Origin of the sequence: Methylosinus sp. KRF6, assembly GCF_018887255.1 — a bacterium.
Taxonomy (GTDB): Bacteria; Pseudomonadota; Alphaproteobacteria; order Rhizobiales; family Beijerinckiaceae; genus Methylosinus; species Methylosinus sporium.
In genome coordinates this window covers 145,805-170,676 of sequence record NZ_JAHLJF010000001.1, presented here as the reverse complement: position 1 = coordinate 170,676, position 24,872 = coordinate 145,805, and the positions used below count along the sequence as shown (strand labels likewise).

Here is a 24,872-nt window from a genome sequence, read left to right as displayed (position 1 = left end):
AATCATGGTGGCCTAGTGAGTCAGAAACCGCCTAATTACGCAACTGTAATGCTAAACCGTAGGTCAGGGGTTCGAATCCCTTCCGGGACGCCACTTCGCAACTGTCCGGACCGCGTCGCCTCGAAACCTCCGCTCGGCGGGGCCGCCGCCAGGTCCGCGACGAGTGTTGCGCCGCCGCACGCGTTCCTCGCCGAACAAATCGCGCCTATTCGCCTCTCGTTAGCCCGGCTTTCGTGCGAGCGCCGGCTTCCCTCGGAATTTTTCGTTTGCGCTGCGGGATGCATCTGCCATAAAAATCGCGGGCGTCCATAGCGAGTTCGTGGGTGGACCTCGGCTCCGAGCGAGGATTTTTGCAAATGGCCGACGCACGCAGAGTTTGGGTCGCCGGGCACAAAGGCATGGTCGGCTCCGCCGTGACGAGATGTCTCGAGGCGCGGGGCGAATCCGTATTGAAGGTCGATCGCTCCGTGGTCGACCTCCGCAATCAGATTGCAGTCGAGGTCTGGCTGAAGCAAAACCGGCCCGACGCTATCGTATTCGCCGCTGCGAAAGTCGGCGGCATCTACGCCAATGACACTTATCCGGCCGATTTCATCTACGACAACCTCGCCATCGAGACCAATATCATTCACTCCGCTCATGCAGCCGGCGTAAATCGTCTCGTTTTCCTCGGTTCCTCCTGCATCTATCCGAAATTCGCGCCGCAGCCGATCACGGAGGACGCCCTGCTGACCGGGCCGCTGGAGCCGACCAATGAATGGTATGCGATCGCCAAAATCGCGGGCATCAAGCTCTGTCAGGCCTATCGCAAGCAATATGGCCGCAGCTACATCTCGGTGATGCCCTGCAATCTCTACGGCCCGAACGACAATTTCGATTTGCAGACGAGCCATGTGCTGCCGGCCCTCATCCGCAAATTTCACGAAGCCAGGGAGGCCGGCCGCGACGAGGTGGTCGTTTGGGGCACGGGAACGCCGCTGCGCGAATTTCTGCACGTCGACGATCTCGCGCGTGGCGTCGTGTTCTGCCTCGATAATTATGACGGCTATGAGCACATCAATTGTGGCGCGGGCTCCGAGGTCACGATCCGCGAGCTCGCCGAGACGGTGCAGCGCGTCGTCGGATTTTCCGGCCGGCTCGTGTTCGACACGACCAAGCCGGATGGCACGCCGCGCAAATTGATGGATTCGAGCCGGCTTCGCGATCTCGGATGGACGCCGCAGATTTCCCTCGACGAGGGAATCGCCGATGCTTATCGATGCTTCCTCGCCAAGGAGAAAGCCGAGCGGGCGCCGGTCCTCGAGCCCGTCGGCTGACGCTCCGAGATTTCGAGAGCAATGGTCGCACTCGAACGAGACGGCGCGCACGCGATTTGGCGCGCGGCCGATGTTGCGAACTGATCCGCGATCGCGATGCGACGGCTCCGAGCTGACACGAAAATGAGGCCACGTCCCGAATTTTCGCAGTGATCGGACGCTGGGCAGCGTCCGATCCGACCCTCGAGAGAAAGGAAGCAACAGGCTCTCCTCGCCCTTCGCCGGAGGGGCCCGAGCTTTTTGTCGAGAACGAGTTGACTAGATGAAATATCGCTATATTGGTTGGAAAAGTCAACGATTTGAGGCCTGCGTGTCGATCGCCGAATCAGCCAAGAATCTCGTCCGATCGATGAACCTCGGCAAGCTCTTCGGACGTTTTCCCCGCCGTTTCGACATCGTTCCCCTCATCGACCTAGAGACGACAGCGAATGCGGTCGGCGAGTGGGAGGTCACCGGCGGCGATCCTCAATTCGACCTCGCAGGCTTCGGCGTCATTCCGCTCCCCGCCGGCCCTTATGCGATTCGGTCGGTCGGCGGCGCAGCGCTCGACCAGCTCCGAGAGGCCAGCATCTACATCGACACCGGGTCGGGATTTTCCGAGGACGCGCGTCAACGCATTCGCTTTTTCGAAGAGCCCGACGGCGGATTCACCGCCTATTGCCGCTTCGCCGCGCCGGTCATGCGCATTCGCTTCGATCCGGCCGACGGCTCGCGGCCCGTTTTCTCGCTTCTGCAGCTCGAATTCGAGCCGACCTCCGCTCAGGAGCAGGCCGCGCGGCTTCGGCGCGAAAGCGAAGGGCGCATTGGCCTGCTCATGAATTTGGTGCGCCTGCTCCCGGAAACCGAAGGGGCCGGCGGCGCCGGCCGCGTATGCAAGGCCTATCTCGCGCATCTGCCGGACTTCGTCACGCTGCGCGTCGCCGTCCCGCCCTATCACGCCGATCTCGCGCAGCGCTATCCGAAGGCCGAATTCGTCGTCGTCACCGCCGACGACACTGCGCAAATGACGCAGCATCTCGACTGGTGCGACTGCTATTTCGACCCGCTGAACGCGCTGCGTCCGACCTATATTCCCAAGCATGTGCCAGTGCTCGCCTTCATTCACGATCTGCAGCACATGCGCCATCCGACATTCTTTTCGGATACGGAAAACGCCGCGCGTCTGCGCGAATACGGCTATGTCTTCGATCGCGCCGACCTGCTCCTCGCAAACTCCGAGTTCGAGCGCCGTAACTTCGAGACATTCTACGACGTCGACGCCGTGCGAGCAGTGCATCTCAGCGGCTTCATGGCCGAGGATGCGGCGCAGACACGCGCAGACCTCGAGCGTGCGCGCGCCAAAAGTCCGGTCGAACGCCGCTATCTGATCTACCCGGCCGTGCCGTGGATTCACAAAAACCACGAGATTTTGCTGCAGGCGATCGCCCTGCTGCGTCGGCGCGGCGTCGACGTTCCGATTATGCTGACGAATGTCGGCGGCAAGAAAGATCGCGTCGAGCAGCTGACGACCTCGGCGCGTCAGCTCAATATTCTCGACCTCGTCCGAATCGAATCGTTCCTCCCTGAATCGACATTGCTGCATTACTTTGTTTTCAGCGCTGGACTCGTTTTTCCGTCACTCTATGAGGGATTCGGCATTCCTCTCGTCGATGCGATGAAGCTCGGCGTGCCAATTCTGACGGGGACGTCGTCGGCCATCACCGAGATCGGCGGCGACGCCTGCGCCTATTTTCAAAACGAACGAAATGCTTTGGCTGTCGCCGACGATATCGAACGTTTCTGGCGCGATGACGCCCTGCGTGCAGAGCTCGTCGAGAAAGGCTATGCGCGCGCCGATGCGTTCTCGTCGCGCAAAATGGCCGAGCAGTTGACCGAAGCGATCAAAGAGCTCGTGGATCGCAAGAAGAGCGGCGTCGAAGCGAATGTTCCGGCTCGCCGCCGCGTAAAGCGCCCTGCCTCGATCGAGCAGCTCGCTGTATTGTCGCTCTATCTCGAGCCGCTCGGCGAGGAGCAGATCGCCACGTTGCGAGAGGTGGAGGACATCGACCAGTATCACGCCTCACTTTTCGGCGCGAAGGCTCTAGTGACCATCGGAGTCGACGTTTCTTTATTACGCGACGAGTGGCTGCGCTCGCTGTTCACAAAGGCTCACCGCTTGATCGTGCTCGATTCGTCCAAGCCGCGCGCGCGCGAGCTCGCGACTTTGGATTTCAGCCGCCGCTATAACGACGCTTCATATCAGCTCGTGACCGCCCTTCCGCGGAGCGCCTCCGCCTATCGAGCCGACATCGTGGACGCAATTTTGATGGCTCTCGATCTCAACCCATCAGCCACTTTCGCGGAGATCGATCTCGATGCGGTAAATGTGACGCTCGACCCGCCGCCGACGGAAATCGAGGGCGTCCTGCGATATGAGACGCGGCGCAGAAGCGGCTATGCGGTGGTCGATGCGGTGATCCGCCGCGGCGGGCCGCTCAGCGATCTATACAATGGCGACATCGCCTATCTCAGCGCCTTTTGCACGCGGGGGACGCGTCTGCGCTTTCCCGGCCGCGTCTCTCTCCCTGACGATTCTCGAGCCGGTCACTGACAATGAGAATGGCAGATATCTTCCTTGGGCGCGATCGTGCGAATGTCGAAGGCAAATCGCCTCCGACATCGGAGAGGCTACGCGGGAAGCCGGCCGCCCCGCAGAAAAAGGAGCATATCTACCCGATCGTGGGCGTGGTGACGCCGGTCCGCAATCGGCGCGACTGGACGCTCGGCTTCGCGCAGAGCATGAGAAAACAGAATTATCCTATTTTTCGGCTCTACATCGTCGATTCGGGCTCGACCGACGGCACGCCGCAGGCGCTCCGCGCGCTCGGCGCGAGCGAGATCACCGTCATCGACGACCCCGATTGGCATTATTGGACCGCGGCGACGAATTCCGGCGTCGTGGCCGCGCTGAAGGACGGCTGCGACTATATTCTCACGCTCAATGACGACGCCATTCTTCCCGATGATTTCATCGCCAATATCGTCGAGGGCGCGCTCGAGAGCGACGCCCCCATTGTCGGCAGCGTGATCTCCTTCGCCAATGATCCCGGCCGGCTCTGGGGAGTCGGCGCCTATAATGATTGGGAGAACGGCGCCTTCGTGCAGACCGGGCTCGCCAATCTCTATGAGGATGCGCTCGACGCGAAGACACGAATCGGCGCCGACATGATCGCGGTCGACTATCTGTGCGGCAATGGCACGCTCGTCCATAAATCCGTCTTCGAGAAGATCGGCCTCTACGAGCAGCGCAACGCACCGCATTATCATGCGGACAGCGAATTCACCATGCGCGCCGAAAAGGCCGGCCTCCCGCGCCTCGTCGCCCTTCGCGCACGGCTCTATAATCGCTTCACGCTCGACGCCGACGGCCCCTTCTCGAAGAAGAATATGAAATTCTTCTCTCTGCGCTCGGCCAATTTCGTGCGCCCGATCCTGCATATTCTGAACGAATATTGCCCGGCGGAACATCGCACGCGCGCCTTCGTTTTCTATTATGGCCGCTATTTGTCGCTCTTCGACGCGCGCGCGCGATCCAAGCTCCTGCGCGCCGTCAAATTCATGACATTATCGAGCGCCGAGCGGCGCGCTTTCGCGCCGCGCCTCGTGCCGCCCGCCGATCCCGCCTTTCTCGCCTGCGACGATCTCGAAATTCTTCTGTCTCTGCCGGCGCTCGAATTCGTCCTGCTCGCTTATGCCTATCTGCTTCAGCGCAGCTGCTCCGACAATGAGTTGCACAGCTATGCCCATGCGATCGGCGCCGGAAAGTCGCGCGAAACGGCCATCGTCGAATTCGTCGGGTCGAGAGAATATCGCAGCCGCCCGCGTCCGCTGGTCGCGGAGCTCGATGTCGCGCTTTCCGCGCCACGTTTCGGCGGAAAGAAAATCGACGCCGCGCTGGATATGTCGGATTCGCAATTCACGCTGGCCTGCCTGTTGGCGGCGCGAGGTCGCGCGCCCTCGCGCGACGAATTTCTCAAAGCGCGACGCCTCGTCGCGACGCGGGGACGCGCCGCCCTCGTCGACGAGCCGAGCGATTCCCGCGCCCTGGCGTCGCCGACCTTGCAGGCTTTGTCGGAGACGGTCGCGAGACGTGTGGCGGCGCCGGCGCGACACGACGCGGTCCACGTCTATGTCAATATCGACGTGCTCTGCATGGCGATCGTCGATCCGAAAGCGAGAACCGGCGTTCATCGCTATGCGAAGAATGTCGTGAACGAGATGCTCGACGATTCCCGCGTGACGCTGCGCGTCTTCCATTCGCCGTCGCTGCGGCGCGAATGGAGCCGACTGGTCGAGGCGGAGCCCGTCTGGCTCGAGCGCGAGGCTCACGCCGAAGACCCGATCCCGGCGCGCGCCGTCGTGCTGTTCCCCTATTTCCCGATCGAAGCCGCGCCGGCGCGCTTCGCCGCGCTGCCGCAATGCATAATGATGCATGATCTGTTTCCGCTGGAGCGGCCGGAATGGTTCAGCGCGGAGGCCGTTTCGACATTCCGGCGCCAGCTGCGTCAGCTCCTGACGGCGAGCCATATCTTCTGTAATTCACGCGCGACGCAACAGCAGCTGCAGAGCGCTCTGCCGACGCTGCGGGCCTCCTCGTCCGTCGCCTATCTCGCCGCCGACGGGAGCGGCCGGACGGGGCGGCGCGAGCTCCGCAAAATCGTCGATCTGCCGCGGAGCGCACGTTATTTTCTGTGCATCGGCACCATCGAGCCGCGCAAGAATCTGCTCAATGCGATCTCCGCCTTCGCGCTTCTGGCGAGCCGGCCGGAAGCGCGCGGCCTGCATATGCTGATCGTCGGCCAGGAAGGATGGAATGTCGACCTCGCCGACCTCCGCAAGGCCGCCTTCGATGCGACGAAGCGGATACATTTTCTCGGGCGTGTGCCGGACGCAGACCTCTGGACTCTCTACGAAGGCGCGATCTGCACCGTTTTTCCCTCGCTCGCCGAAGGGTTCGGCCTGCCTATACTCGAATCCTTCGCCTGCGGCGCGCCGGTCGTCACTTCTCGCGGCTCCAGCACGGAAGAGATCGGCGGCGACGCCGCTATACTCGTCGATCCGCTCGACCCATCCGAAATCGCCGCGGCGATTTTGCGTATCGCCACCGATACGACAGAGCGGCGGAGGCTGAAGATGGAAGCCCTCCGCCGCGCGCAGGATTTTTCCTGGGCGCTCTGCGCCGAAGCTCATATCGCGGAATTCGAGCGCCTGACGAAGAGATGAGACGAAAAAGCGCCCCCTAGAGAGGGGCGCTTCGCATTTCGTCACAGAGCCGCAAAAGGCGCGCGGGATCACGCCGTCTGCTGGATCGCGGAGAGCTTCCAGGCCTCGGGCCCTTCTCCGGCCGGGCGGTGGAAGGTCCACACCTCGGTCGATTGCGTCGGCTGCGAGGCGTCGCCGGATACGATCTTGCCGGTCGCGCGATCGATGAAGAGATCGATCAGCGCGAAGCGCATCGCCACAGTCGCATATTCGTCCTGGCCCTCGCGCCAGGCCTCGGAGAGATCGCCCTGCAGCAGCTTCACCTCCGAGATGCGGTTGATGACTCCTTCGCGCGCATTGGCGCGAATGTCGTCGGAGAAATAAGAGACCATCTCCGGCGTCGCGAGATCATGCAGCCGGCCGATATCCTCCTGACTATAGGCGGATTGGGCGTCGGAGAGCACGCGCTCGAAAGAGCTGAAATCCTCTGGACGCAGGCTCAAGGGCTCGCTGGCGGCGTGACGCGCCGCGGCCGCGCCGCCGCCGAGACCCGTCCCGCCGCCGGTGAAGGCGAAGGCGCCCGGACGCGAGCCGCCTCCCGCGCCGCCCATGGCTCCGGCAAAGCGACGGCCGGCGAACCATTGAAAGGCCAGCCGCGCCAGAACGACGATGATGGCGATCTGGACCAGAAGCCCGATGATCGAGGCGAGGCCGCCGAGCCCGCCCATCAGCCCATTGCCGGAGAGGAGGCCGAACAGGCCCGCGCCGAGCAGGCCGCCGGCGAGGCCGCCGAGCAAGCCGCGTCCGAAGGCGCCGCCGGCCGGATTGGCGGCGGGAGCGGCGGCCGGGCGCTGCGGCGCGGCCGGCTGAGCCTGCGGCTGAGGCGCCGGTTGCGGAGCCACGCTGCGCTCCATAGGCGCAGCCGGTCGCGGCGCCGTACTCGTCGCGGGCGGCGCCGTGAAGCTTCGCGAGCCGCGGCTTCCCGAACTCGCGCCGCCGCCCATTTTGGCCTCGGCGAGCGCCGGGGCGAAAGCAATGAGCGCGGCGAGCGCCAGGGCCGGCAGTGATTTGGCGTTCGATGTCCAAGTCGACATGACTATCCTCGAGCGGTTCGCCCAGAGATGAGGAATCACTCGGGCGCAATCTATATAGGAATGCTCCCACCTCGCGGCAAAGGGCCGCGCGGCGGAAGCAGAACCGTTTTCGACGCTCATAAGGTCGCAAACTGTTCTAATTTTCCATTTAGACGATTCGATGCGAAGAGGGGGTCTCTAGCGCGTGACGCCGAAATTGGTCTTCGTCGCCGCCGTGGCGCGCAATCGCGTCATCGGCGCAAAGGAGCGGACGCCCTGGCGGCTCGCGAGCGATCTCGCGCGTTTTCGCGAGCTGACCTGGGGCAAGCCGCTGGTCATGGGGCGGCGGACGTTCGAATCGATCGGGCGCGCCCTGCCCGGCCGCGAAACCGTCGCTCTATCGCGCGATCCGGATTTTCGTCCCGAAGGCGCGCATGTGGCGCGCAGCCGCTCGGAAGCGCTGGCCCTCGCGACGCGGCTCGCCGAATCGATGCGAGCGCCGGAGGTCATCGTCGCCGGCGGCGCGCAGGTCTACTCGGCCTTTCTGCCGCAGGCCGATGTGATTCACCTCACCGAAGTGGCGCTGACGGTGGCCGGCGACGCATTGTTCCCAGCCCTCGATTCCGCCCAATGGCGCGAGACGCGGCGCGAGACGCCGCCCCGTCTGCCGGAGGACGAGGCGGATTTCCAATATCTGCGGCTCGAACGCAGGTGAGAGTGGAAGAGGCGCAAACAGCTGTTGCAGGTCGGGGAACGTGAAGCTATAAACCGCCTCGACCAGCGGCGACCGCTTCGCGGACGCCAGATCGGAGTGTAGCGCAGCCTGGTAGCGCACCTCGTTCGGGACGAGGGGGTCGGAGGTTCGAATCCTCTCACTCCGACCAAATTCATGAAAATTCGGCGTTTCGGGCTTCGGTTCCGTCGCTCGCGCATATCGGCGAGATCGCGTCGGTAGATCGATCCGAAAGGACGCCGCGAAGGCGGCGGCGAAGCTCTCGCCCCCACCTCCAGCCGGCTCGACAGCGCGGTGAAGCCGGCGGCGTCGCCTCCTCCTCGCTCACTCCTCCGCGCCGGCGCCGCCCGAGACAATGACGCCGAGCCATTCCACGAACCAGCTCGGCGGCCGTTCCGCCCAAAATCCCCGCCAGCCGAACAAATCGCGTGTGGGAGAGCTCATATGTCAGCACGGGCGCGTACCATCGGCCTTGGCGTAATTATCGTAGGAGGCGTAGACGCCGATGATCGTCGTGCGCGCTAAGCTGCGCCCAGCCGCTTCCGCGACGCCGCGCATCGCCTTCCGGCAGCATTCGCCCGACGACGTCGGCGCAGCCCTCGGCTCCCGGCTCGTGACGAACGGGCGAATCGGCGGTCGGCGCCGGCAGCCGTTTCGGATCGTTGAAAGCGGCCGACGCGAAACGCGACAGGCGCATGGCGAGGCCGACCAGAGCGACGAAGGAGACGAGCAAAGCAAAACGAGAAACATGTTGCACGATGAAAACCCGGCTGCGTCGCGACGCGTCCATACAGCGCCCGCGCGAGCCATGCCGAATGCCGGCGCCAAATAATATGCGCCGACACACATTCTGAAAAAAACGTCTCAGCGCGAGCCGATCGAGACCGGCGTCCAGCCCCCCGCCTCCATTTCCACCGCAAAAGAGACGCCCCGGGCGATGAGCTTGTTGCGGTCGGCGACGCCGGCCACCGGCGCGCGATCGGAGGTCGCGATCTCGGCGATGGGCGCGCCGGGGAGCGCCGTCTGCTCGGGCCGGGCCAGCCCGCTGAGCCGTCCGGCGACCGGCGCGCGCACCGGCTCCTCGCCGAGAAAGCCCAAAATCTCCTCGGCGTCGATGCGATCCCCGATCGTCTTGCGCGCAGCGAACGTGCCCTCGCGAGCGGCGATCACATCCCAATAATCGAGCGCGAGGCGATCGGCGCCGCGGGGATTGGGCGGCGCATCTCCCGCCCGCAGCACAGCGCCCGGATCGAGCCCATCGGTCGCGACGACGAGATCGCAATCGCTCCCGGCCACGAAGCCGGAGCCGACGCCGATCGTCAGCTCGGCCAGATCGGCGAGCGCGCGCGGGGGCCGCTCGTCATGATCCGGCGCGGAGACGATGACGTCCCAGGGCCAACGCTCCACCACCTCGTCGAAAGGCCGCAGCAGAAGCGGCAGAAATTGCCGCGTCTGCATTCCGCAGAGAAATTCGCTCGGCCGATCGGCGCGGCGCGCCTCGACTCCGCCGAGCGCGGCGACGCCGTCGAACCAGGCGTCGGCATAGCACATGCGTCGCCGTAGACTCCGCGGCGGCCGCTCCTGATGAAGCACAGTCGCATAGCCTTCGCCAATCAGCCGTCTGGCGACCGCCGACGCCCTTTCCCCGACGCCGCAGACGAGCACGCAGAGCTCTTTGTTCATCGACCCTTCTCAGCCTCGATACGCGCGCGACATATCGATAGGTATCAGAATTACATATTGCGGCGCAACCCGTCGTGCTGCGGCGCAATGCGGGCGCTCTCCCTCGCGCGATCACGAGAGATGCGAGACGCCGCGGCCTGCTGTATAGCAGAGCCTCCAGCGATCTTGCGCGCGCGAAATGACCCACACGCACAGCCTCACCATCCGCATCTATTACGAGGACACGGATTTTTCCGGCCTCGTCTATCATGCCTCCTATCTGCGTTTCATGGAGCGCGGCCGCACGGAGCTTTTGCGCGATCTCGGCCTCGGCCAGCGCGAGCTTCTCCAGGCGCAGGGCGGATTGTTCTTCGTCGTGCGCGCCATGACCATCGACTTTCGAAAGCCCGCGCAAATGGACGATCTCCTCTTTGTGGAGACGGTCGTCCGCGAAGTGTCGGGCGCTTCTTTCGATCTCGACCAGCGCGTCATGCGCGGCGGCGACATGCTCGTCGGCGCGCAAGTGAGGATCGCGGCCGTGGAAGGCGGCCGGCCGCGCCGTCTGCCGGCGCAGGTCCGCGAAAAATTCGCATCTGTGGCCAGCCCGCGCGGCGCCTGACCTTTACGGTCCCTTAAGCCTTCCGCTCATATTTCTCTTTGTGCGGCGCATCCTGAACAAAATCTCGGCGGATTCGCGCTTCATACCGCTCTGGCTCCGCAGCCTTCGGCTCGGCGCCGCCACGGCGAGCGCGACCTGTTTTTCTTCGAGGCCGCCGTCCGGCGCGAGCAGGAGCCGATTCCGCCGCAACCGATCAGATTTCGCCCCCCGCGACTTCCGAGGACGACTTTCATGAATCCAGCCGAAATCGCCGCCCCGCTCTCCGGCGCCGCCGCCGAGGTCTCCATCTGGGGCATGTTCTGGGGCGCGCATATCGTCGTCAAGCTGGTGATGGTCGGCCTGCTGCTGGCCTCGGTCTGGTGCTGGGCGATCATCGTCAACAAGGCGATCCTCTTCTCCCGCACGCGCCGCGCCATGGATCGCTTCGAGGAAGTGTTCTGGTCCGGCTCCTCGCTCGAGGATCTCTACGCCAAGCTGCAGGAGCGCCCGGCCGCCGGCATGGGCAGCCTGTTCATCGCCGCCATGCGCGAATGGAAGCGCTCCTTCCAGAACGCCGGCGCCTCCTTCATGGGCCTGCAGGCGCGCATCGACAAAGTGCTGGACGTCTCCATCGCCCGCGAGGTCGAGAAGCTCGAATCCAATCTCCTGGTGCTGGCGACGGTCGCCTCGGCCGGCCCCTTCGTCGGCCTGTTCGGCACGGTCTGGGGCATCATGACCTCCTTCCGCTCCATCGCCGCCTCCAAGAACACCTCGCTCGCCGTGGTCGCGCCGGGCATAGCCGAGGCGCTGCTGGCCACCGCCATCGGCCTCTTCGCCGCCATTCCGGCGCTGGTCGCCTATAACAAGCTGCAGGGCGACGTCGCCCGCACCCAGGCGCGGCTCGAGAGCTTCGCCGACGAATTCTCCGCCATTCTGTCGCGCCAGATCGATCAGCACGCCGGACAGTCCGGCCGCGATCGCGCGGCCTGAGCGGGAGAAGCGCGAATGGGAGCGTCGGTCGCCGCAGGACGCAAAGGCTCGGGACGCCGCCGGCGCGGAACGCCGCGCTATGGCGCCATGGCCGAGATCAATATGACGCCCTTCATCGACGTGATGCTGGTGCTGCTGATCATCTTCATGGTCGCGGCGCCCTTGCTCGCCACCGGCGTCGCCGTCGATCTGCCGCAGACCAAGGCCGGCCCGCTCAATATCGATCAGAAGCCGCTGGCCATCGCCGTGGACGACAAGGGCCAGATCTTTCTGATGGATCAGCCGATCGAGATCGGCCAGCTGCTCGACCGTCTGAAGGAGACCGCCAAAGCGGGCTTCGACGAGCGCATCTATATGCGCGCCTCGAAGACGGTGAATTACGGCCGCGTCGCCGAGATCATGTCGATGGTGACGAGCGCCGGCTACAAAAAGGTCGCTCTCGTGACCGAAGTGGAAAAGAAGTGAGGGAAAGCGTTGAAGCCCTCGCGTTCCGAACCAGGTCTCGTCGTATCGGCGGCCGTCCATGCCGGGCTGCTGCTGGCGACGCTCATCGCCTTTTCGGACACGAAGAAATTCGATGACGCGCAGGAGAGCGTGCCCGTCGATATCGTCACCGATGCGCAGCTCAATCAGGTGATGAAGGGCGAGAAGGCCGCCAAGGAGATCAAGCCCGCCCAGCGCGCCGACAAGGTCGCCGAGCAGCACGAGACGAAGCCGTTGCCGCCGCTCGCCGAGGCCAAGAAGGACGTCGCCGCCCCGCCGCCGCCGCTGAAGCCGCGGCTCGATGAGCCGGAGGACAAGCCCGAGGCCCCTCCCCCGCCCAAGCGCATCGCCGCTCTGCCGCCGACCCCGGAGCCGCCCCTCCGCCCCACTCCGCCCAAAGCCGAGCCGCCCAAACCCGAACCGCCGAAGGCGCAGCCGGCCAAGGCGGAGCCTCCCAAGCCCGAGCCGCCGAAACCCGAGCGCACCAAGCCCGCGCCGACGCCGCCCGAGCGCGAAGAGCCGGAAGAGGCCGAGATGGTGAAGCCCAAGCCTCCCGTGCATCCGAAGCCCGAGAAGGAGGCCAAGGAGACGCCGCAGCCTCCCGAGAAGCCGAAGCCCAAGGAAGAGCCGAAGCCCCGGGACGAGCCCAAGAAGGAAGAAGCGAAGAAGGAGACGGCCAAGCCCAAGGAGGCCGCCAAGGAGGCGAGCAAGCAATTGAAGGTCGATGAGGTGGCCAAGCTCCTCGAGAAGAAGAAAGCCGCCGAAAAGGGCGCGCCGAGCGACTCCGACGAGAAGAAGAAATCCGACAAGCCGCCGGCCAAGCCGAAATCCGGCGACGAGGCCGCGCCCAAATCGAAATTCGACGCGGCCAATATCGCCAATCTCCTGAGCCATGAGGCGCCGCAACGCCGCGCCGCGACCGGCGCCGATCTGACCAAAACCGCCTCGCTCGGCGCGCCGACCGCGAGCGCGCCGCGCATGTCGCCGACGATGCAGGCGCAGATCGACGCTTATACCGTGGAGCATTATCGCAAATGCTGGGAGACCGCGCTGTCGGTCGACGCCCACGCCTATGTGCCGCAGGTGGAGTTCCGGTTCACGCGCAATGGCGCGCTCGACGGTCAGCCGCGCCTGCTCAACCCTTCCGCCAATCCCGTGGAGCGCAGCCGCGGCGAGCAGGCGCTCGGCGCCGTGCGGCGCTGCAGCCCTATGCCGATTCCGCCCGCCTTCGAAGCCTATTTCGATTATTGGCGCGTCACAGTGCTGAACATGACGAATGATATGTAACGCCTCCACCGTAGCCCGCCATCCAAACTCCCTCGCCCCCTGAGCAAGCCCAGGACCCGCATCTCATGACGTTCCACCTCTCCCGCCGCTCCGCCGCCGGCCTCATCGCGGGCGCGGCCCTTTCCCCGCTCGTCGCCGCGCCGGCGCGCGCCGCGCGCGTGCTCGATCTGCGCGCGGGCGGCGGCTTTCAGCCGGTCTCCGTGGCGGTGACGAATTTCTCCGGCGACGAGGCGGCGCGCATAGTGACGAGCGTCATCGTCAATAATTTCAAGCGCTCGGTCTTCCTGCGCCCCATAGAGCCGGGCGCCGTCCCGGAGCCCGCCGGCGCCGAGGCCGCGCCCAATCTCGATCTCTTCCGCTCGATCAATGCGCAATATGTCGTCACCGGCCGCTCGCAGCGCGGCCCGGACGGGCGGCTCAAGACCGAGTTCCGCCTCTTCGACGTCTCCACCGGCGAGCAGGCGACGGGCCAACAATATGTCACCGATTCCGCCAATATGCGCCGCGTCGCGCATCTCGTGTCCGACGCCGTGTTCACGCGCATCACCGGCGAGAAGGGCTTTTTCGACACGCGCGTCGTCTTCGTCGACGAGAGCGGTCCGAAAGAGCATCGTCGCAAGCGTCTCGCCATAATGGATCAGGACGGCGCCAATGTGCGCTATCTGACCCGCGGCGAGGAGCTGGTGGTCACGCCGCGCTTCTCGCCCTCCTCGCAGGACGTCACTTACATGTCCTTCGGCTCCGCCGATCCGAAGGTGCTGCTGCTCAACATCGAAAGCGGCCAGCGCGAGGTGGTCGGCAATTTTCCGGGCATGACCTTCTCGCCGCGCTTCTCGCCGGACGGCCAGAAGATCGTGATGTCGCTATCGCAAGGCGCAGCCACCAATCTCTACGCCATGGACATACGCTCGCGCACGACGACGCGGCTCACCGACACCAACGCCATCGACACCTCGCCCTCCTATTCGCCGAGCGGCGGCGAGATCGTCTTCGAGTCCGATCGCGGCGGCTCGCAGCAGATTTACGTGATGGGCGCGAGCGGCGGCGGCGCGCGGCGCATCTCCTTCGGCCAGGGCCATTATTCAACGCCGGTGTGGTCGCCCAAGGGCGATTACATCGCCTTCACCAAGCAATCCTCCGGCTCTTTCGGCATCGGCGTGATGAAGCCGGACGGCTCCGGCGAACGCATCCTCACCGAGGGCTTTCATAATGAAGGCCCGACCTGGGCGCCGAACGGGCTGTTCCTGATGTTCTTCCGCGATCCGGGCGGCGGCGGCGGCGCGAAAATCTACATGGTGGATATTTTCGGCCGCTCGGAATTCCCCGTGCCGACGCCGTCCTACGCCTCCGATCCGTCCTGGGGGCCGTTGCAGGATTAGAACGTTTCCAGCTGACGCGGACGCCGGTTCGGCGTTGGAAATCGACCTCCCCCGCGATCGCGCTATTCGAATGCGCGCTCCTCCGCGCCCCCGCGACGGCCGCAGCGTCTCGCGAGGTGCGAACGCGGCGCGTCATCCCGCCCGCAGCAGCTTCACCGCCTCGTCGCGCTCGAAGAGGTAGAGCAGAACCCTCAGCGCCTCGCCGCGCGGGCCGGAGAGATCCGGGTCGCGGCGCAGGGTCAGCTCGACATCGTCGCGCGCGATCGCCAGCAGCCGCGCATGGGCCGAAAGATCGGCCAGGCGGAAGCCCGGCAGGCCGGATTGCCGCGCGCCGAGAATTTCCCCCTCCCCGCGCAGGCGCAAATCTTCCTCCGCTATGCGGAAGCCATCCTCGGTCTGGCGCAGCATCACCAGCCGCGCCTTGGCCGTCTCGCCGAGCGGACCCTTGTAGAGCAGCAGACAGGAGGATTTGCCAGAGCCGCGGCCGACGCGCCCGCGCAGCTGATGCAATTGCGCGAGGCCGAAACGCTCGGCGTGCTCGATCACCATGACCGTCGCCTCGGGCACGTCGACGCCGACCTCTATGACAGTGGTGGCGACGAGAATGCGCGTCTCGCCCCGCTTGAACGCCTCCATTGCGGCGTCGCGCTCGGGGGCTTTCATGCGGCCGTGAACGAGGCCGACGATCTCGCCGAAGATGCGCGTCAGATCCTCGTGACGATCCTGCGCGGCGGCGAGATCGAGATCTTCGTTCTCCTCGACCAGCGGGCACACCCAATAGACGCGCGCGCCGGAGGCGAGAGCGCGGCGCACGCCCTCCACCACATCGCCGATGCGCGAGACCGGCAGAGCGCGCGTGTCGATGGGCGAGCGGCCGGGCGGCTTCTCGTCGAGGACGGAGCTGTCCATGTCGCCGAAATAAGTGAGCGCCAGCGAGCGCGGAATGGGCGTCGCCGTCATCACCAGAACATCGACGCTCTCGCCCTTGGAGTCGAGCGCCAGACGCTGCTGCACGCCGAAGCGATGCTGCTCATCGACGACGGCGAGGCCGAGATCGGCGAAAGCGAGCTCGCTCTGCACCAGCGCATGAGTGCCGATGACGATATCGACAGCGCCCGCCGCAATGGTCTCGTAGAGGCGCGCGCGCTCGGAGGGCTTGGCTCTGCCGGTGAGCAGGCAGAGGCGCAGGCCGGCGGCTTCGGCGAGCGGCGCCAGGCGCTCATAATGCTGGCGCGCGAGAATTTCCGTCGGCGCCATCAGCGCCGCTTGTCTGCCGCATTCGACGACGCTGGCCATGGCGAGCAGCGCGACAATGGTCTTGCCGGCGCCGACATCGCCCTGCAGCAGCCGCAACATGCGCCGCGAGGACGCCAAATCCTCGCGTATCTCGACGAGCGCACGCTGCTGCGCGCCGGTGAGCGCATAGGGAAGCGCGGCTTCTATAACGCGCGTGATGCGCCCGTCGCCGGCGTTCTCGCGGCCCGGCTCGCGGCGCATTTTCGAACGGATGAGGCGCAGCGCCAATTGTTGCGACAGCAGCTCATCGAGCGCGAGGCGTTGGCGCGCCTTGCTGGCCGGCTCTATGTCGGCCGGCGATTTGGGGTTTTGCGCCGCGGCGAGAGCGCTCGCGAAATCGGGAAGGCCATTGGCCGCCAGCACCGAGGCGTCCTGCCACTCCGGCAGCTTGGGCAGCCGCTCCAGCGCTCCGGCGACCGCGCGCTGCACGAAACGCTCTTGCAGCCCTTCCGTCAGCCCATGCACCGCCTCCGCCGGCGGCAGCTTGGCGAGGCCCGCCTCGTCCAGCACGCGATCGGGATGCACGATCTGCCGGCGCCCGTCATAGAGCTCGATCTTGCCGGAGACCCAGCGCGTCGCGCCTATGGGCAGGCTGCGCTCGATCCAATCGGCGTTGGAAAGGAAGAAGACCAGCTCGGCGTCGCCGGTGTCGTCCTCGACATGGACTTTGAACGGCGCCTTGGCGTAGCGCCCTTGCGGCTTGCGATGCTCGGTGACGCGCACCTTCAGCACGACCACGCGATCCGTCGGCGCCTCGGCGATGGCGGGGCGCAGGCTGCGATCGACGAGATTGATCGGCAGATGAAACAGCACGTCGACGAGACGCGTCTCCTTGCCCGGACTGGCGAGCAGCCGGTCGAAATGCTTGGCCGTCTTGGGGCCTATGCCGGGAAGGGCGGCGGCGCGGCCGAAAAGCGGATCGAGGATCGAGGGACGCATTCGCGCCTTTTCCCCTATCGCGGAGGCTTTGTCGAACGCGCTCTAATCCGGCAGCACGTCGGGCGTTTCCCAGGCGAGATGCTGACCGCCGTCCACAGCGATCATCTGCCCGGTGACGCTGCGCGCCTCGGCGAGAAACACCACGGCGTCGACGACGCCGGACACATCGGCCGGCCGACGCAAAGGCACGCCGCGCGCCTCCGTCTCGAATCCCGTCTGCCCATGCACTGTGTTGGGAAACACCGGCCCCGGCCCCACGGCGTTGACGCGAATGCGCGGCGCGAAAGCCTGCGCCATGGTGCGCGTCGCCGTCCACAGAGCGGACTTGGCCAGTGTGTAAGTGAAGTAGCGCGGCGTCAGCCGAAACACGCGCTGATCGACGATATTGACGATCGCCCCTTCCGCCTCCTCCGGCAATTGCGCGGCCATGTCGCGCGCCAGCAGCAGCGGCGCGCGCAGATCGATGGCGAATTGCCGATCGAAGACATCGACCGAAAAATCCTGTGCGGCGTCGAGCTCGAACACGGAGGCGTTGTTGACGAGCAGAGTCACCGGCCCGAAGGCGCGCGCGGCGATCCCCATCAGCGCCTCCGTCTCACGCGCGTCGGAGAGATCGGCGCCGACCACGGCCGCGCGGCCGCCCTTGGCGCGGATCGCCTGGGCGGCGAGCTCCGCCTCCTCTATGGAGCGATGCGAGGCGTGCAGCACGACCGGACGCCCGCAATGCGCCAGCCGCGCGGCGATCGCCAAGCCGATGCGCCGCGCCGCGCCCGTCACCAGAACCGGCCCCGAACCGCCTGCGCCGCCAGCGCTCATCGCCCGAATCCCCATCATGCCGCCGTGAAAGGCAATTCTCACGCCGCGCCGGCGCGGTCAATGCGCGGGCGAGACGTAACCATAGACGATTTTACCGATTATTAGGCAATGTAATCGACGCCACGTCTCACAGCGCCTCGAACATCCGGGGAATATCTCAGGATAAGCTCGATTAATTCTAAATATAACACGGTTTAGACACAATCAATACAACGAGAAGCGCATCGGTTTTGCTTTGCGCCCAGCGCAACCTCGGGCGCGGCAAGGTTCCGTTAACGTGAACGATTTTAATTCGAGTGAGCTCTGGCTGGGCCTTGCCCCTCGCCCGCGCCGAGTTTGTGACCGCGAGCCGAAGCCCCGAAGGCGCGCGAATGTGGAGTCGAGTTCGATGAGACCTATGCTGCTTCCCGCGCTGCTGGCGCCCGCCCTGCTCTGCGCCGGCGCCTCCGCCCTCGCCGCCGACCTGCCGCGCCGCGGCGCCCCGGTCGCCGATTATTACAGCCCGCCGCCGGCTTTCACCTGGCAGGGATTTTATATCGGCGTCAACGGCGGCTATGCGGCCGGCGCCTACCAGAATGGCAGCAGCAATCTGCTCGGCAATCCGAACGGGTGGGTTATCGGCGGCACCGCCGGCTATAATCTCACCTTCGCTCCGAACTTCCTCATCGGCGCCGAGGCGGATTTCGATTTCAACAGCTCGAAGGACGGACGTTCGCCTTTCATCGGCGTCTCCGGCAATGGCTCGGTCGACAACACGCTCACCATTCGCGCGCGCGCCGGCGTCACCGTCGATCGCGCTCTGCTGTTCGTCACCGGCGGCTTCGCCGGCAGCAACACCACTGTGAGCGCGAACAACGCCTTCCAAGGCTTCTACGGCCAGCAGTCGAAATTTCTCGCCGGCTGGGCGCTCGGCGCGGGCATAGAGTTCGGCGTCGCGCCCAATCTCTCGGCCAAGGCAGAATATCTCTTCACCTCCGTCGGCGGCGATCGCTATTTCGATTTCTCGACCAATGCGTTGCAGACGAATATCGACACGTCGACGATCCGCGGCGGCCTCAACTATCATTTTTAGAGCGCGTTCCGATCGAACGGAATCGTTCGATCGATCAGAATTCGCTCGAACGAAAGAATGCCAAATGCGGACGCCGATCCCGCCGCCCGAGCGGGGTCGGCGTCATTCGCTCTCGCGCTCGTCCGTCGACGCGGAATTCGTTCCGCTCAATGCCCGTGCGGCTTGCTCAATGCGCGCGAGCCGGCTTTGAAAAGCAGAAAAACGACGATCGATACGGAGACGGCGGCGATCACGACGGCCTCCGTGAGCAGAGCGAATACGATCGGATCATTGGCTCCGTAAGTGGACATTGCCGATTCCTCCAGTCGCCTGTGCGATATTTCGAGACGCCAGGCTCGCATGAAAGATTAGGCCCTCGAAACGATGCGCGACGAGCGCGCGCGAGGCCGCAGCGTCAAACAACCGCAGCAGCGCGAATGATTTTGATTTTCGTCAAATAGGCGAGGTGGACGCGCGCGCACTCGCCGCTGCGAAACGCTGACATAGTTCAATCTCGTTCGCGCGACCATTGCAGCGCAGACGAAGGAGAATGCATCATGAGCACAGTCGTCAGATTGTCGATGATCGGCGTGTCGGCGCTCGTCATCGGACAGCTCGGCGTCGACGCCGCCATCGCCAAAGAAAAGCGATGTCGGCAAGTCTGCGAAGAGACGACCGAATATGAGCCGTCGCCGCCGCCATGCGAGCACAGGACGAGCTATGGGCGCCGCATCGTCGAGCGCCGGACCGTCTATGTGGCGCAGCCCGAGATCGTGGCCGCGCCGGTGATCGCCTACCCCGCCTACTCCTATGGCTATGCCTACCCGTACGGTTATGGTTACGGCGCCTATGGCGGCTATGGCGCCGGCTACGGCCTCGTCGGAGCGAGCTTCGGCGGCTGGGGCTGGTAAAACGAGAAAGCGCGGCGCGGGGACGAGCGCCGCGCGAATGCGCCTATGGACAAATGCGCGTTCGACAAAAGCTCGTTTGACAATGTCGAGACCGCGCCCGATAGTCGATGAGAGCAATTTTTTCGGCTGGCGAAGATGATCGACGAATGTAAGGGCGAATTTCACAGCGCTTCCGATTCACCGAAGCTTTCCCGCCGCGCCTTGCTGGCGGGGCTACTCGCTCTGCCGGTCGCCGCGCTCGACGCCGGCTCGGCCGAGGCGCAATCGATCGGCATCGGTCCCCTCCAGCTGAATCTCGGCCCGACTGGCGGCTATGGCGGCGGCTATCCCTATCGCACGCGTCGGCCTCCGCCGCGCCAGCGCGTCCATCACAGTGGCGGCGGCTCGCGGCACGCATCGCGACGCAGCCGTCGTAATGAAGGCGGCGGCCAGGCGAGCGGCGGCGGCGACAAGGGCGGAAGCCCCGCCAGCGGCGCGACGGGACTCGGCAAGCTGGATTATTGATCCAGCCCGGCCCGCGGCTCAGTAGCGGCCGGCCTTGCGCAAGCCTTCCAGCGCCTCGGCGGCGCCGGGAAAACTCTGTTCCTTGGCGAGGCGATAGAAATCGCCCGCCCGTCGATAATCCCTCTTCAAAACATTCGGCACGCCGCGTTCATATATTTTGCCGAGCAGGAATTGCGCGCGCGGATGCCCCTGATTGGCGGCCTCGGTGAACCAACGAACGGTTTCGCTCGGATTCTCCTGGCCGCCCATGCCGTCGCCGTTCTGATACATGACGCCGAGCGCGAATTGCGCCTCGGGATAGCCCTGCGCCGCCGAGAGCTTCATCCAATTCAGCGCCGCATCGAGATTCTGCGGCCGCCCCATTCCTTTGAGCGCGGCCCAGCCGAGCTGGAATTGCGCCTCGCGCTGCTCGCTCTTGTCGCTGGATTGAGCGAGCGCCTCAGCCATGCTCGCCGCCTTGAGATAGTCCTTGTCCTTGAGCGCCTTGCGCATGTCGGCCAGCGTCGCCGGCGCCGCCAGCGACGCCTTCTCGACGGCGGCGGTCTTCTGCCCCGGAACGGTGGAGGGCTGGCAATCGGCTATGCTGAAGCCGTCGTTGCATTTGGGCTTGGCGGCCGGCGGCGCATCATTCGTCGCCAGCGCCGGGCGATCGATCTCGCCGCGCGCCGGCTTGATCTCGCCGATCTGGCCGTAATCCAAAGTCTTCGCGGTCTGACGACGGTCGCTCTCGATCTCCGCCATGCGGCGATCGCGCTCGACACGATCGATGTCGCGCTTCCTCGCTCCGCTGTCGTCGCCGCCGCCGAACAGCAGAGGCGCGACCGCCGCGAAGGCGACGATCGCCACCGACACGCCTTGCAGCGCCGGATGCAGCGTTTTGAAGCGCCGGACCAGCGAAGTGGAGCGGCTCTTGGCGACCGCGAGAGCGACGGAAGGCAAGGAGGCGGCGGGGCCGGCGCTCGCGCTCGTCTCGGTCGCTCTGTCGAGCAAATGGGCGGGGCTCTGGATGATCGAGGTCGCATCGACGCGCAAAGCGGTGGCGCCGATGGCGTCGCTGAAGGCGCGGATCGACGGATAGCGCTGCTCCGGCCGCTTGGCGAGCGCCTTCATGATCGCCGCTTCCAGCTCCGGCGTCACGCCGGGAATGCGCGGCACCAGCGGCGGCGGATCTCTGCCGATCTGCGCCTGCAGCAGCTCCACCTCGTCGAGCCCGGCGAAGGGCGGCGCGCCGGAGAGAATCTCGTAAAGAACGATGGCGAGCGAATAGAGATCGCTGCGCTCGTCGCCCTCGCTGCCGCGGCGCTGCTCCGGCGCCATGTAGAGCGGCGTGCCGATCGCCGTGCCGGCGCGCGTCATGCGCACGCTGCCCTGCACGCGGGCGATGCCGAAATCCATGATCTTCACGCGGCCGTCATTGCCGATCATCAGATTGGACGGCTTTATGTCGCGATGGATCACGCCCATCTGATGCGCATAGGCGACGCCGTCCGCCGCCTGCGAGATGATGGCGAGACATTCTTTGACGCCGAGCGGTCCGCCGCGCTCGCGCAGCACATCGTCCAGCGCGCGGCCGCGCACCAGCTCCATCACCATATAGAGATCGCGGCCGTCGGGCAGCAGCAAAAACAGCGTGGTGATATTGGGATGGTTGAGGCGCGCGAGGCTCTGCGCCTCCGCTTTGAAGCGCCCGACGAATTCCGGGTCTTGCGTCAGCTCGGGGCGCAGCGATTTGATCGCCACCTCGCGCTCGATGAAAGTGTCGAAGGCGACATGCACCTTGCCCATGGCCCCGGCGCCGAGCAGCTCGACGATGCGGTAATGGCCGATCATTCTCTGGTCGCTCATGACCTCATGCCTCTATCGAACGACGACGACTCGCGTCGGCGGCGCGCCGTCCGCGAGGACTGAAATCTTCTGCGTCGCGGCCTGATCGCGCACGCCGGACGGCGGCGCGACAATCTGAAACACGCCGACCGAAATATTGTCGTGCCCGCCCGCCGCGAGAGCGGCCCCCACCAGCAAACGGCAGGATTCCTGCGGCGCGCGATCGGGAACGACGGCGGCGAGCTCCGCCTCGGAGACGAGATTGGAGAGACCGTCCGAGCACAGCACGATGGCGTCGCCGATCTCGAGCGGCAGGCCCTCGGACCAGATCGTCGGCGCGATCTCCTTGCGCGTTCCCACAGCCTGGAGAATGACATTGCCGCCGGGGCTGCGCTCGGCCTCCTCCTGCGTCATCACGCCGTCGCGCACCAATTGCGCATGGAGCGTCTGATCGTCGGAGAGCTGCGTCGTCTCGTGGCCGCGAATGAGATAGGCGCGGCTGTCGCCGACATGGCCGAGCCACAGCCGTCCGCTGCGAATGACGACGGCGGTGCATGTGGTGCCCATGCCCTTGCATTCGGGCTGGCGCGCGCTCTGCTCGAAAATGGCGCGATTGGCCGCCTCGAAAGCCGCCTTCAACGCGCGCGGAGGATCGACGTCGAGCGAATAGAACACGCGGCGCACGACTTCCGTCGCGAGCGCGCTCGCCACCTCGCCGGCGGCGTGGCCGCCCATGCCGTCCGCCACTATGGCGAGATAGCCCGATCTCGCCTCCGGCGCGTCTACAGCCGGCGCGACGAAGGCGACGCTGTCCTCATTATGGGACCGCACGCAGCCGACATCGGTCTGCATCGCGCCGACGACGCGGAATGCGTCGCCGGGAGCCTCGCGCCCCGTCGCCATTTTCTCGACCTTCGATCAGTTGCGCTGCGCGCGCAGCAGGTCGCGCCCGAATTTGATCGGCACGGCGAGCGTCACGCGCGCATCGCCGCGGCTGCGGCTATAGGTGAACAGGCCGATGACCTTGCCATTGGCGTTGAACACCGGGCCGCCGCTATTGCCGGAGCCCGTGGCCAGCACGCTGAGCTGAATGCGCTCGCCGGCGCTGGTCAGCGTGACGCCGTCCTTCTCCTTATAGCCGGTGGAGAGCTTGGACACGATGCCGTCGGTCACCGTCGCCTCGGGAATGACCTCGTTCTGAACGCGCGTCAGGCCGTTCTCGACCGTGACCTGCCGCTGGACGTTCTCCACCGACACGCCGGGATAGCCGAGCACGATGACCTTCTCGCCGATCGTCACCGTATCGTCTTCGGCGAGCTCCACTTTCTCGAGGATTTGCGGAGAGTCGATCTTGATGAGCGCCGCGTCCGAGTCGGACGAGGCGCGCACGAGCGTCGCATTGACTCCGAGCCGCGCGCCCGGGAAGCGGACGTCGAGCATCTCGTTGCGTCCCTCGAAGCTGCGCTGCTCGTTTTTCGTCCAGTCCGGAATATTGTTGCGGTCTCGCCGGCCGATTGCCTTGGCGACGTTCGACGGGAAGATGACGCCGCCGGCCTCGGGGACCCACAAACTCAGCTCGACGTAGTCGCCGCTGGCGAGATCGATGACGCCGACAGGTTTGCGCAATTTCGCGTCCGCCGCTCCCGGCCCGCCGCCGGCATCGAAGAGGAAGCCGTAGCGCGGCGACTCGTCGTATGTGACCTTCCAGCCCGCCGCGACATGCTTGTTGGTCAGCAGATATCCCTGCTCGCCGACGACGAATCCCGATCCGTGTCCCTCGCCCGCGATCTGCAGATTGGAGCGCTGATCGTCCTCGAGCGTCAGCCAGCGCACGACCTTGCCGTTGGGAAAGCGCACATAGGCCGGCAGCGTGTCCTTGCCGATCCTGAAAGTCTGATGGAAGATCGGCTTGCCGGTCTGCGTGTCGAAGAGACGCCAACGCAGATCGATTCGCGCGGTGGCGTTGGAATATTTGTTGTAGATGTCGAGCGGCGTCATGCCGATGAGATTGGCCTTCACCTCGCCCTGCAGCGAGGCGCTGCGCTGATCGGCCTGCTTGGCGTCCGCCTTGACGTCGGCGAGATCGGCCTGATGGCGCTCGTCGTCCTTGATCTGCTTCCAATAGACGGCGCCGCCGCCGAGCGCGATGAAGGCGAGCAGCCCCGCCGCCACGGCGCCCCAGGTGCGGCTCACAGAGCGGCGCTCCTCGACGATCAGCCGCTGCACAGTCTCCTGGCCGACGCCGGCCTTGTGCGGAGGCGCCTCGGTCGATGTCGAGCTTATCTGGGCGACGGCGGTGGAGGCCGCCGTCTGCGCCGTCTCGATCAGCCGGGTCGCAGCGGAATCGTCGATGCCGATGACGCGCGTGCGCGCCGCGAAGCTGGCCGGGCGCGGCTGAAGATCGAAGGTGAATTTCGGTCCCTTGGCGCCGCCGAGTTCGACCTTGTCCTCCGGCAGCAGTTCCGCGTCTTGCGAGATGCGCTGGCCGTTGAGGAAAGTGCCGTTGCTGGAATTGAGGTCGATCAGCTTGAACTTCAGATCGTCGCCTTCGCCCTCGATGCGGATGACGGCGTGCTGCCGGCTGACGACGCCATCTATGGTGGGATCGAAGGCGACTTTCGAGGTCGGATCGCGGCCGATGGTGATCTCTTTCAGATCGCCGATCGGAAGCTGCTCGATTTGATTTGCCTTCGACCCGGCCAAATGCCGAATAACGACGCGCTCGACGACTCCAACCATAGGCCTGCCCCTAAAAAAAACAGCGACTTT

21 protein-coding genes and 1 tRNA gene are annotated in these 24,872 nt (G+C 65.3%); 14 read left to right on the top strand and 8 right to left on the bottom strand.

The features are described from left to right. The first annotated feature begins 356 nt into the window (after positions 1–356). From KP010_RS00805 to KP010_RS00795, 3 genes are all read left to right on the top strand, one after another. A complete protein-coding gene (locus KP010_RS00805; protein WP_142862011.1) occupies positions 357–1,316 on the top strand; it encodes a GDP-L-fucose synthase in 960 nt (319 codons plus the stop codon). A 349-nt stretch (positions 1,317–1,665) separates the two neighbouring features. After that, positions 1,666–3,906, top strand: a complete 2,241-nt coding sequence (locus KP010_RS00800) for a glycosyltransferase family 1 protein (RefSeq protein WP_185966424.1) — start codon at positions 1,666–1,668, stop codon at positions 3,904–3,906. A gap of 8 nt (positions 3,907–3,914) precedes the next feature. Continuing rightward, complete coding sequence (locus tag KP010_RS00795) at positions 3,915–6,578, top strand: glycosyltransferase (RefSeq protein WP_185966425.1); 2,664 nt, start codon at positions 3,915–3,917, stop codon at positions 6,576–6,578. Positions 6,579–6,646: 68 nt separating this feature from the next. Here the strand turns inward: KP010_RS00795 and KP010_RS00790 are convergent, their stop codons facing one another. Beyond that, entirely contained in the window at positions 6,647–7,651 is a 1,005-nt protein-coding gene (locus tag KP010_RS00790; protein ID WP_142862014.1) for a Tim44 domain-containing protein, read from the bottom strand. A 184-nt stretch (positions 7,652–7,835) separates the two neighbouring features. On the opposite strand from KP010_RS00790, the gene KP010_RS00785 reads away from it, so the two are divergent. From KP010_RS00785 to KP010_RS00775, 3 genes are all read left to right on the top strand, one after another. Then, positions 7,836–8,345, top strand: coding sequence for a dihydrofolate reductase (locus KP010_RS00785; protein ID WP_142862015.1), 510 nt, complete (start codon positions 7,836–7,838; stop codon positions 8,343–8,345). A gap of 92 nt (positions 8,346–8,437) precedes the next feature. Next, positions 8,438–8,514 (top strand) — tRNA-Pro (locus tag KP010_RS00780). 354 nt (positions 8,515–8,868) lie between these two features. After that, positions 8,869–9,195, top strand: a complete 327-nt coding sequence (locus KP010_RS00775) for a hypothetical protein (protein WP_142862016.1) — start codon at positions 8,869–8,871, stop codon at positions 9,193–9,195. 32 nt (positions 9,196–9,227) lie between these two features. On the opposite strand, the gene KP010_RS00770 is transcribed toward KP010_RS00775, so the two are convergent. Continuing rightward, positions 9,228–10,046, bottom strand: a complete 819-nt coding sequence (locus tag KP010_RS00770) for a hypothetical protein (RefSeq protein WP_142862017.1) — start codon at positions 10,044–10,046, stop codon at positions 9,228–9,230. A gap of 178 nt (positions 10,047–10,224) precedes the next feature. On the opposite strand from KP010_RS00770, the gene ybgC reads away from it, so the two are divergent. The 5 genes from ybgC to tolB all read left to right on the top strand — a co-directional run bounded on the left by ybgC (position 10,225) and on the right by tolB (position 14,762). Next, entirely contained in the window at positions 10,225–10,644 is a 420-nt protein-coding gene (gene ybgC / locus KP010_RS00765) for a tol-pal system-associated acyl-CoA thioesterase (RefSeq protein WP_142862018.1), read from the top strand. A gap of 231 nt (positions 10,645–10,875) precedes the next feature. After that, on the top strand, positions 10,876–11,613 hold the full coding sequence (tolQ, locus tag KP010_RS00760; protein WP_142862019.1) for a protein TolQ: 738 nt from the start codon (positions 10,876–10,878) through the stop codon (positions 11,611–11,613). Between the two features lie 15 nt (positions 11,614–11,628). Beyond that, a complete protein-coding gene (locus tag KP010_RS00755) occupies positions 11,629–12,078 on the top strand; it encodes a biopolymer transporter ExbD (protein ID WP_108918033.1) in 450 nt (149 codons plus the stop codon). A gap of 9 nt (positions 12,079–12,087) precedes the next feature. Next, entirely contained in the window at positions 12,088–13,383 is a 1,296-nt protein-coding gene (locus KP010_RS00750) for a cell envelope biogenesis protein TolA (RefSeq protein WP_142862020.1), read from the top strand. 65 nt (positions 13,384–13,448) lie between these two features. Then, entirely contained in the window at positions 13,449–14,762 is a 1,314-nt protein-coding gene (gene tolB / locus KP010_RS00745; RefSeq protein ID WP_108917935.1) for a Tol-Pal system beta propeller repeat protein TolB, read from the top strand. Between the two features lie 132 nt (positions 14,763–14,894). Here the strand turns inward: tolB and recG are convergent, their stop codons facing one another. Beyond that, positions 14,895–16,997 (bottom strand): ATP-dependent DNA helicase RecG, encoded by a 2,103-nt coding sequence (gene recG, locus KP010_RS00740; protein ID WP_142862021.1) that lies wholly within the window; start codon positions 16,995–16,997, stop codon positions 14,895–14,897. A 42-nt stretch (positions 16,998–17,039) separates the two neighbouring features. After that, positions 17,040–17,813 carry an SDR family oxidoreductase gene (locus KP010_RS00735; RefSeq protein ID WP_142862022.1) on the bottom strand — a complete coding sequence of 258 codons (774 nt, stop codon included), beginning with the start codon at positions 17,811–17,813 and terminating at the stop codon, positions 17,040–17,042. Positions 17,814–18,201: 388 nt separating this feature from the next. On the opposite strand from KP010_RS00735, the gene KP010_RS00730 reads away from it, so the two are divergent. Continuing rightward, the gene (locus KP010_RS00730; protein ID WP_244594713.1) at positions 18,202–18,885 is read left to right on the top strand and encodes an outer membrane protein; all 684 of its coding nucleotides are present in this window, start codon (positions 18,202–18,204) and stop codon (positions 18,883–18,885) included. A gap of 146 nt (positions 18,886–19,031) precedes the next feature. Here the strand turns inward: KP010_RS00730 and KP010_RS00725 are convergent, their stop codons facing one another. Beyond that, positions 19,032–19,175 (bottom strand): hypothetical protein, encoded by a 144-nt coding sequence (locus KP010_RS00725; RefSeq protein WP_166145371.1) that lies wholly within the window; start codon positions 19,173–19,175, stop codon positions 19,032–19,034. A 246-nt stretch (positions 19,176–19,421) separates the two neighbouring features. Between KP010_RS00725 and KP010_RS00720 the strand changes: the two genes are divergently transcribed. Together KP010_RS00720 and KP010_RS00715 are read left to right on the top strand one after the other, a co-directional pair. After that, entirely contained in the window at positions 19,422–19,775 is a 354-nt protein-coding gene (locus tag KP010_RS00720; protein ID WP_185966426.1) for a hypothetical protein, read from the top strand. 135 nt (positions 19,776–19,910) lie between these two features. Next, on the top strand, positions 19,911–20,279 hold the full coding sequence (locus KP010_RS00715; RefSeq protein ID WP_108917940.1) for a hypothetical protein: 369 nt from the start codon (positions 19,911–19,913) through the stop codon (positions 20,277–20,279). 18 nt (positions 20,280–20,297) lie between these two features. On the opposite strand, the gene KP010_RS00710 is transcribed toward KP010_RS00715, so the two are convergent. Genes KP010_RS00710 through KP010_RS00700 form a run of 3 tightly spaced genes read right to left on the bottom strand, consistent with a single transcriptional unit; the run spans position 20,298 to position 24,842 of the window. Continuing rightward, a complete protein-coding gene (locus tag KP010_RS00710) occupies positions 20,298–22,124 on the bottom strand; it encodes a serine/threonine-protein kinase (RefSeq protein WP_216280281.1) in 1,827 nt (608 codons plus the stop codon). A gap of 12 nt (positions 22,125–22,136) precedes the next feature. Further along, on the bottom strand, positions 22,137–23,006 hold the full coding sequence (locus KP010_RS00705; RefSeq protein ID WP_108917942.1) for a PP2C family serine/threonine-protein phosphatase: 870 nt from the start codon (positions 23,004–23,006) through the stop codon (positions 22,137–22,139). Positions 23,007–23,021: 15 nt separating this feature from the next. Next, positions 23,022–24,842: a trypsin-like peptidase domain-containing protein gene (locus KP010_RS00700; RefSeq protein WP_108917943.1), complete on the bottom strand. Its 1,821-nt coding sequence runs from the start codon at positions 24,840–24,842 to the stop codon at positions 23,022–23,024. Positions 24,843–24,872 lie beyond the last annotated feature (30 nt).

What these genes read in the sequence shown, in the direction of transcription:
- tolB (WP_108917935.1), top strand. Translation starts at nt 13,449, where the DNA reads ATGACGTTCCACCTCTCCCGCCGCTCCGCCGCCGGCCTCATCGCGGGC.
- tolQ (WP_142862019.1), top strand. Translation starts at nt 10,876, where the DNA reads ATGAATCCAGCCGAAATCGCCGCCCCGCTCTCCGGCGCCGCCGCCGAG.
- KP010_RS00705 (WP_108917942.1), bottom strand. Translation starts at nt 23,006, where the DNA reads ATGGCGACGGGGCGCGAGGCTCCCGGCGACGCATTCCGCGTCGTCGGC.
- KP010_RS00730 (WP_244594713.1), top strand. Translation starts at nt 18,202, where the DNA reads ATGAGACCTATGCTGCTTCCCGCGCTGCTGGCGCCCGCCCTGCTCTGC.
- KP010_RS00725 (WP_166145371.1), bottom strand. Translation starts at nt 19,175, where the DNA reads ATGTCCACTTACGGAGCCAATGATCCGATCGTATTCGCTCTGCTCACG.
- KP010_RS00805 (WP_142862011.1), top strand. Translation starts at nt 357, where the DNA reads ATGGCCGACGCACGCAGAGTTTGGGTCGCCGGGCACAAAGGCATGGTC.
- KP010_RS00770 (WP_142862017.1), bottom strand. Translation starts at nt 10,046, where the DNA reads ATGAACAAAGAGCTCTGCGTGCTCGTCTGCGGCGTCGGGGAAAGGGCG.
- KP010_RS00700 (WP_108917943.1), bottom strand. Translation starts at nt 24,842, where the DNA reads ATGGTTGGAGTCGTCGAGCGCGTCGTTATTCGGCATTTGGCCGGGTCG.
- KP010_RS00795 (WP_185966425.1), top strand. Translation starts at nt 3,915, where the DNA reads ATGGCAGATATCTTCCTTGGGCGCGATCGTGCGAATGTCGAAGGCAAA.
- KP010_RS00735 (WP_142862022.1), bottom strand. Translation starts at nt 17,813, where the DNA reads ATGAGCGCTGGCGGCGCAGGCGGTTCGGGGCCGGTTCTGGTGACGGGC.
- KP010_RS00790 (WP_142862014.1), bottom strand. Translation starts at nt 7,651, where the DNA reads ATGTCGACTTGGACATCGAACGCCAAATCACTGCCGGCCCTGGCGCTC.
- KP010_RS00755 (WP_108918033.1), top strand. Translation starts at nt 11,629, where the DNA reads ATGGGAGCGTCGGTCGCCGCAGGACGCAAAGGCTCGGGACGCCGCCGG.
- KP010_RS00800 (WP_185966424.1), top strand. Translation starts at nt 1,666, where the DNA reads ATGAACCTCGGCAAGCTCTTCGGACGTTTTCCCCGCCGTTTCGACATC.
- ybgC (WP_142862018.1), top strand. Translation starts at nt 10,225, where the DNA reads ATGACCCACACGCACAGCCTCACCATCCGCATCTATTACGAGGACACG.
- KP010_RS00715 (WP_108917940.1), top strand. Translation starts at nt 19,911, where the DNA reads ATGATCGACGAATGTAAGGGCGAATTTCACAGCGCTTCCGATTCACCG.
- KP010_RS00710 (WP_216280281.1), bottom strand. Translation starts at nt 22,124, where the DNA reads ATGAGCGACCAGAGAATGATCGGCCATTACCGCATCGTCGAGCTGCTC.
- KP010_RS00720 (WP_185966426.1), top strand. Translation starts at nt 19,422, where the DNA reads ATGAGCACAGTCGTCAGATTGTCGATGATCGGCGTGTCGGCGCTCGTC.
- recG (WP_142862021.1), bottom strand. Translation starts at nt 16,997, where the DNA reads ATGCGTCCCTCGATCCTCGATCCGCTTTTCGGCCGCGCCGCCGCCCTT.
- KP010_RS00775 (WP_142862016.1), top strand. Translation starts at nt 8,869, where the DNA reads ATGATCGTCGTGCGCGCTAAGCTGCGCCCAGCCGCTTCCGCGACGCCG.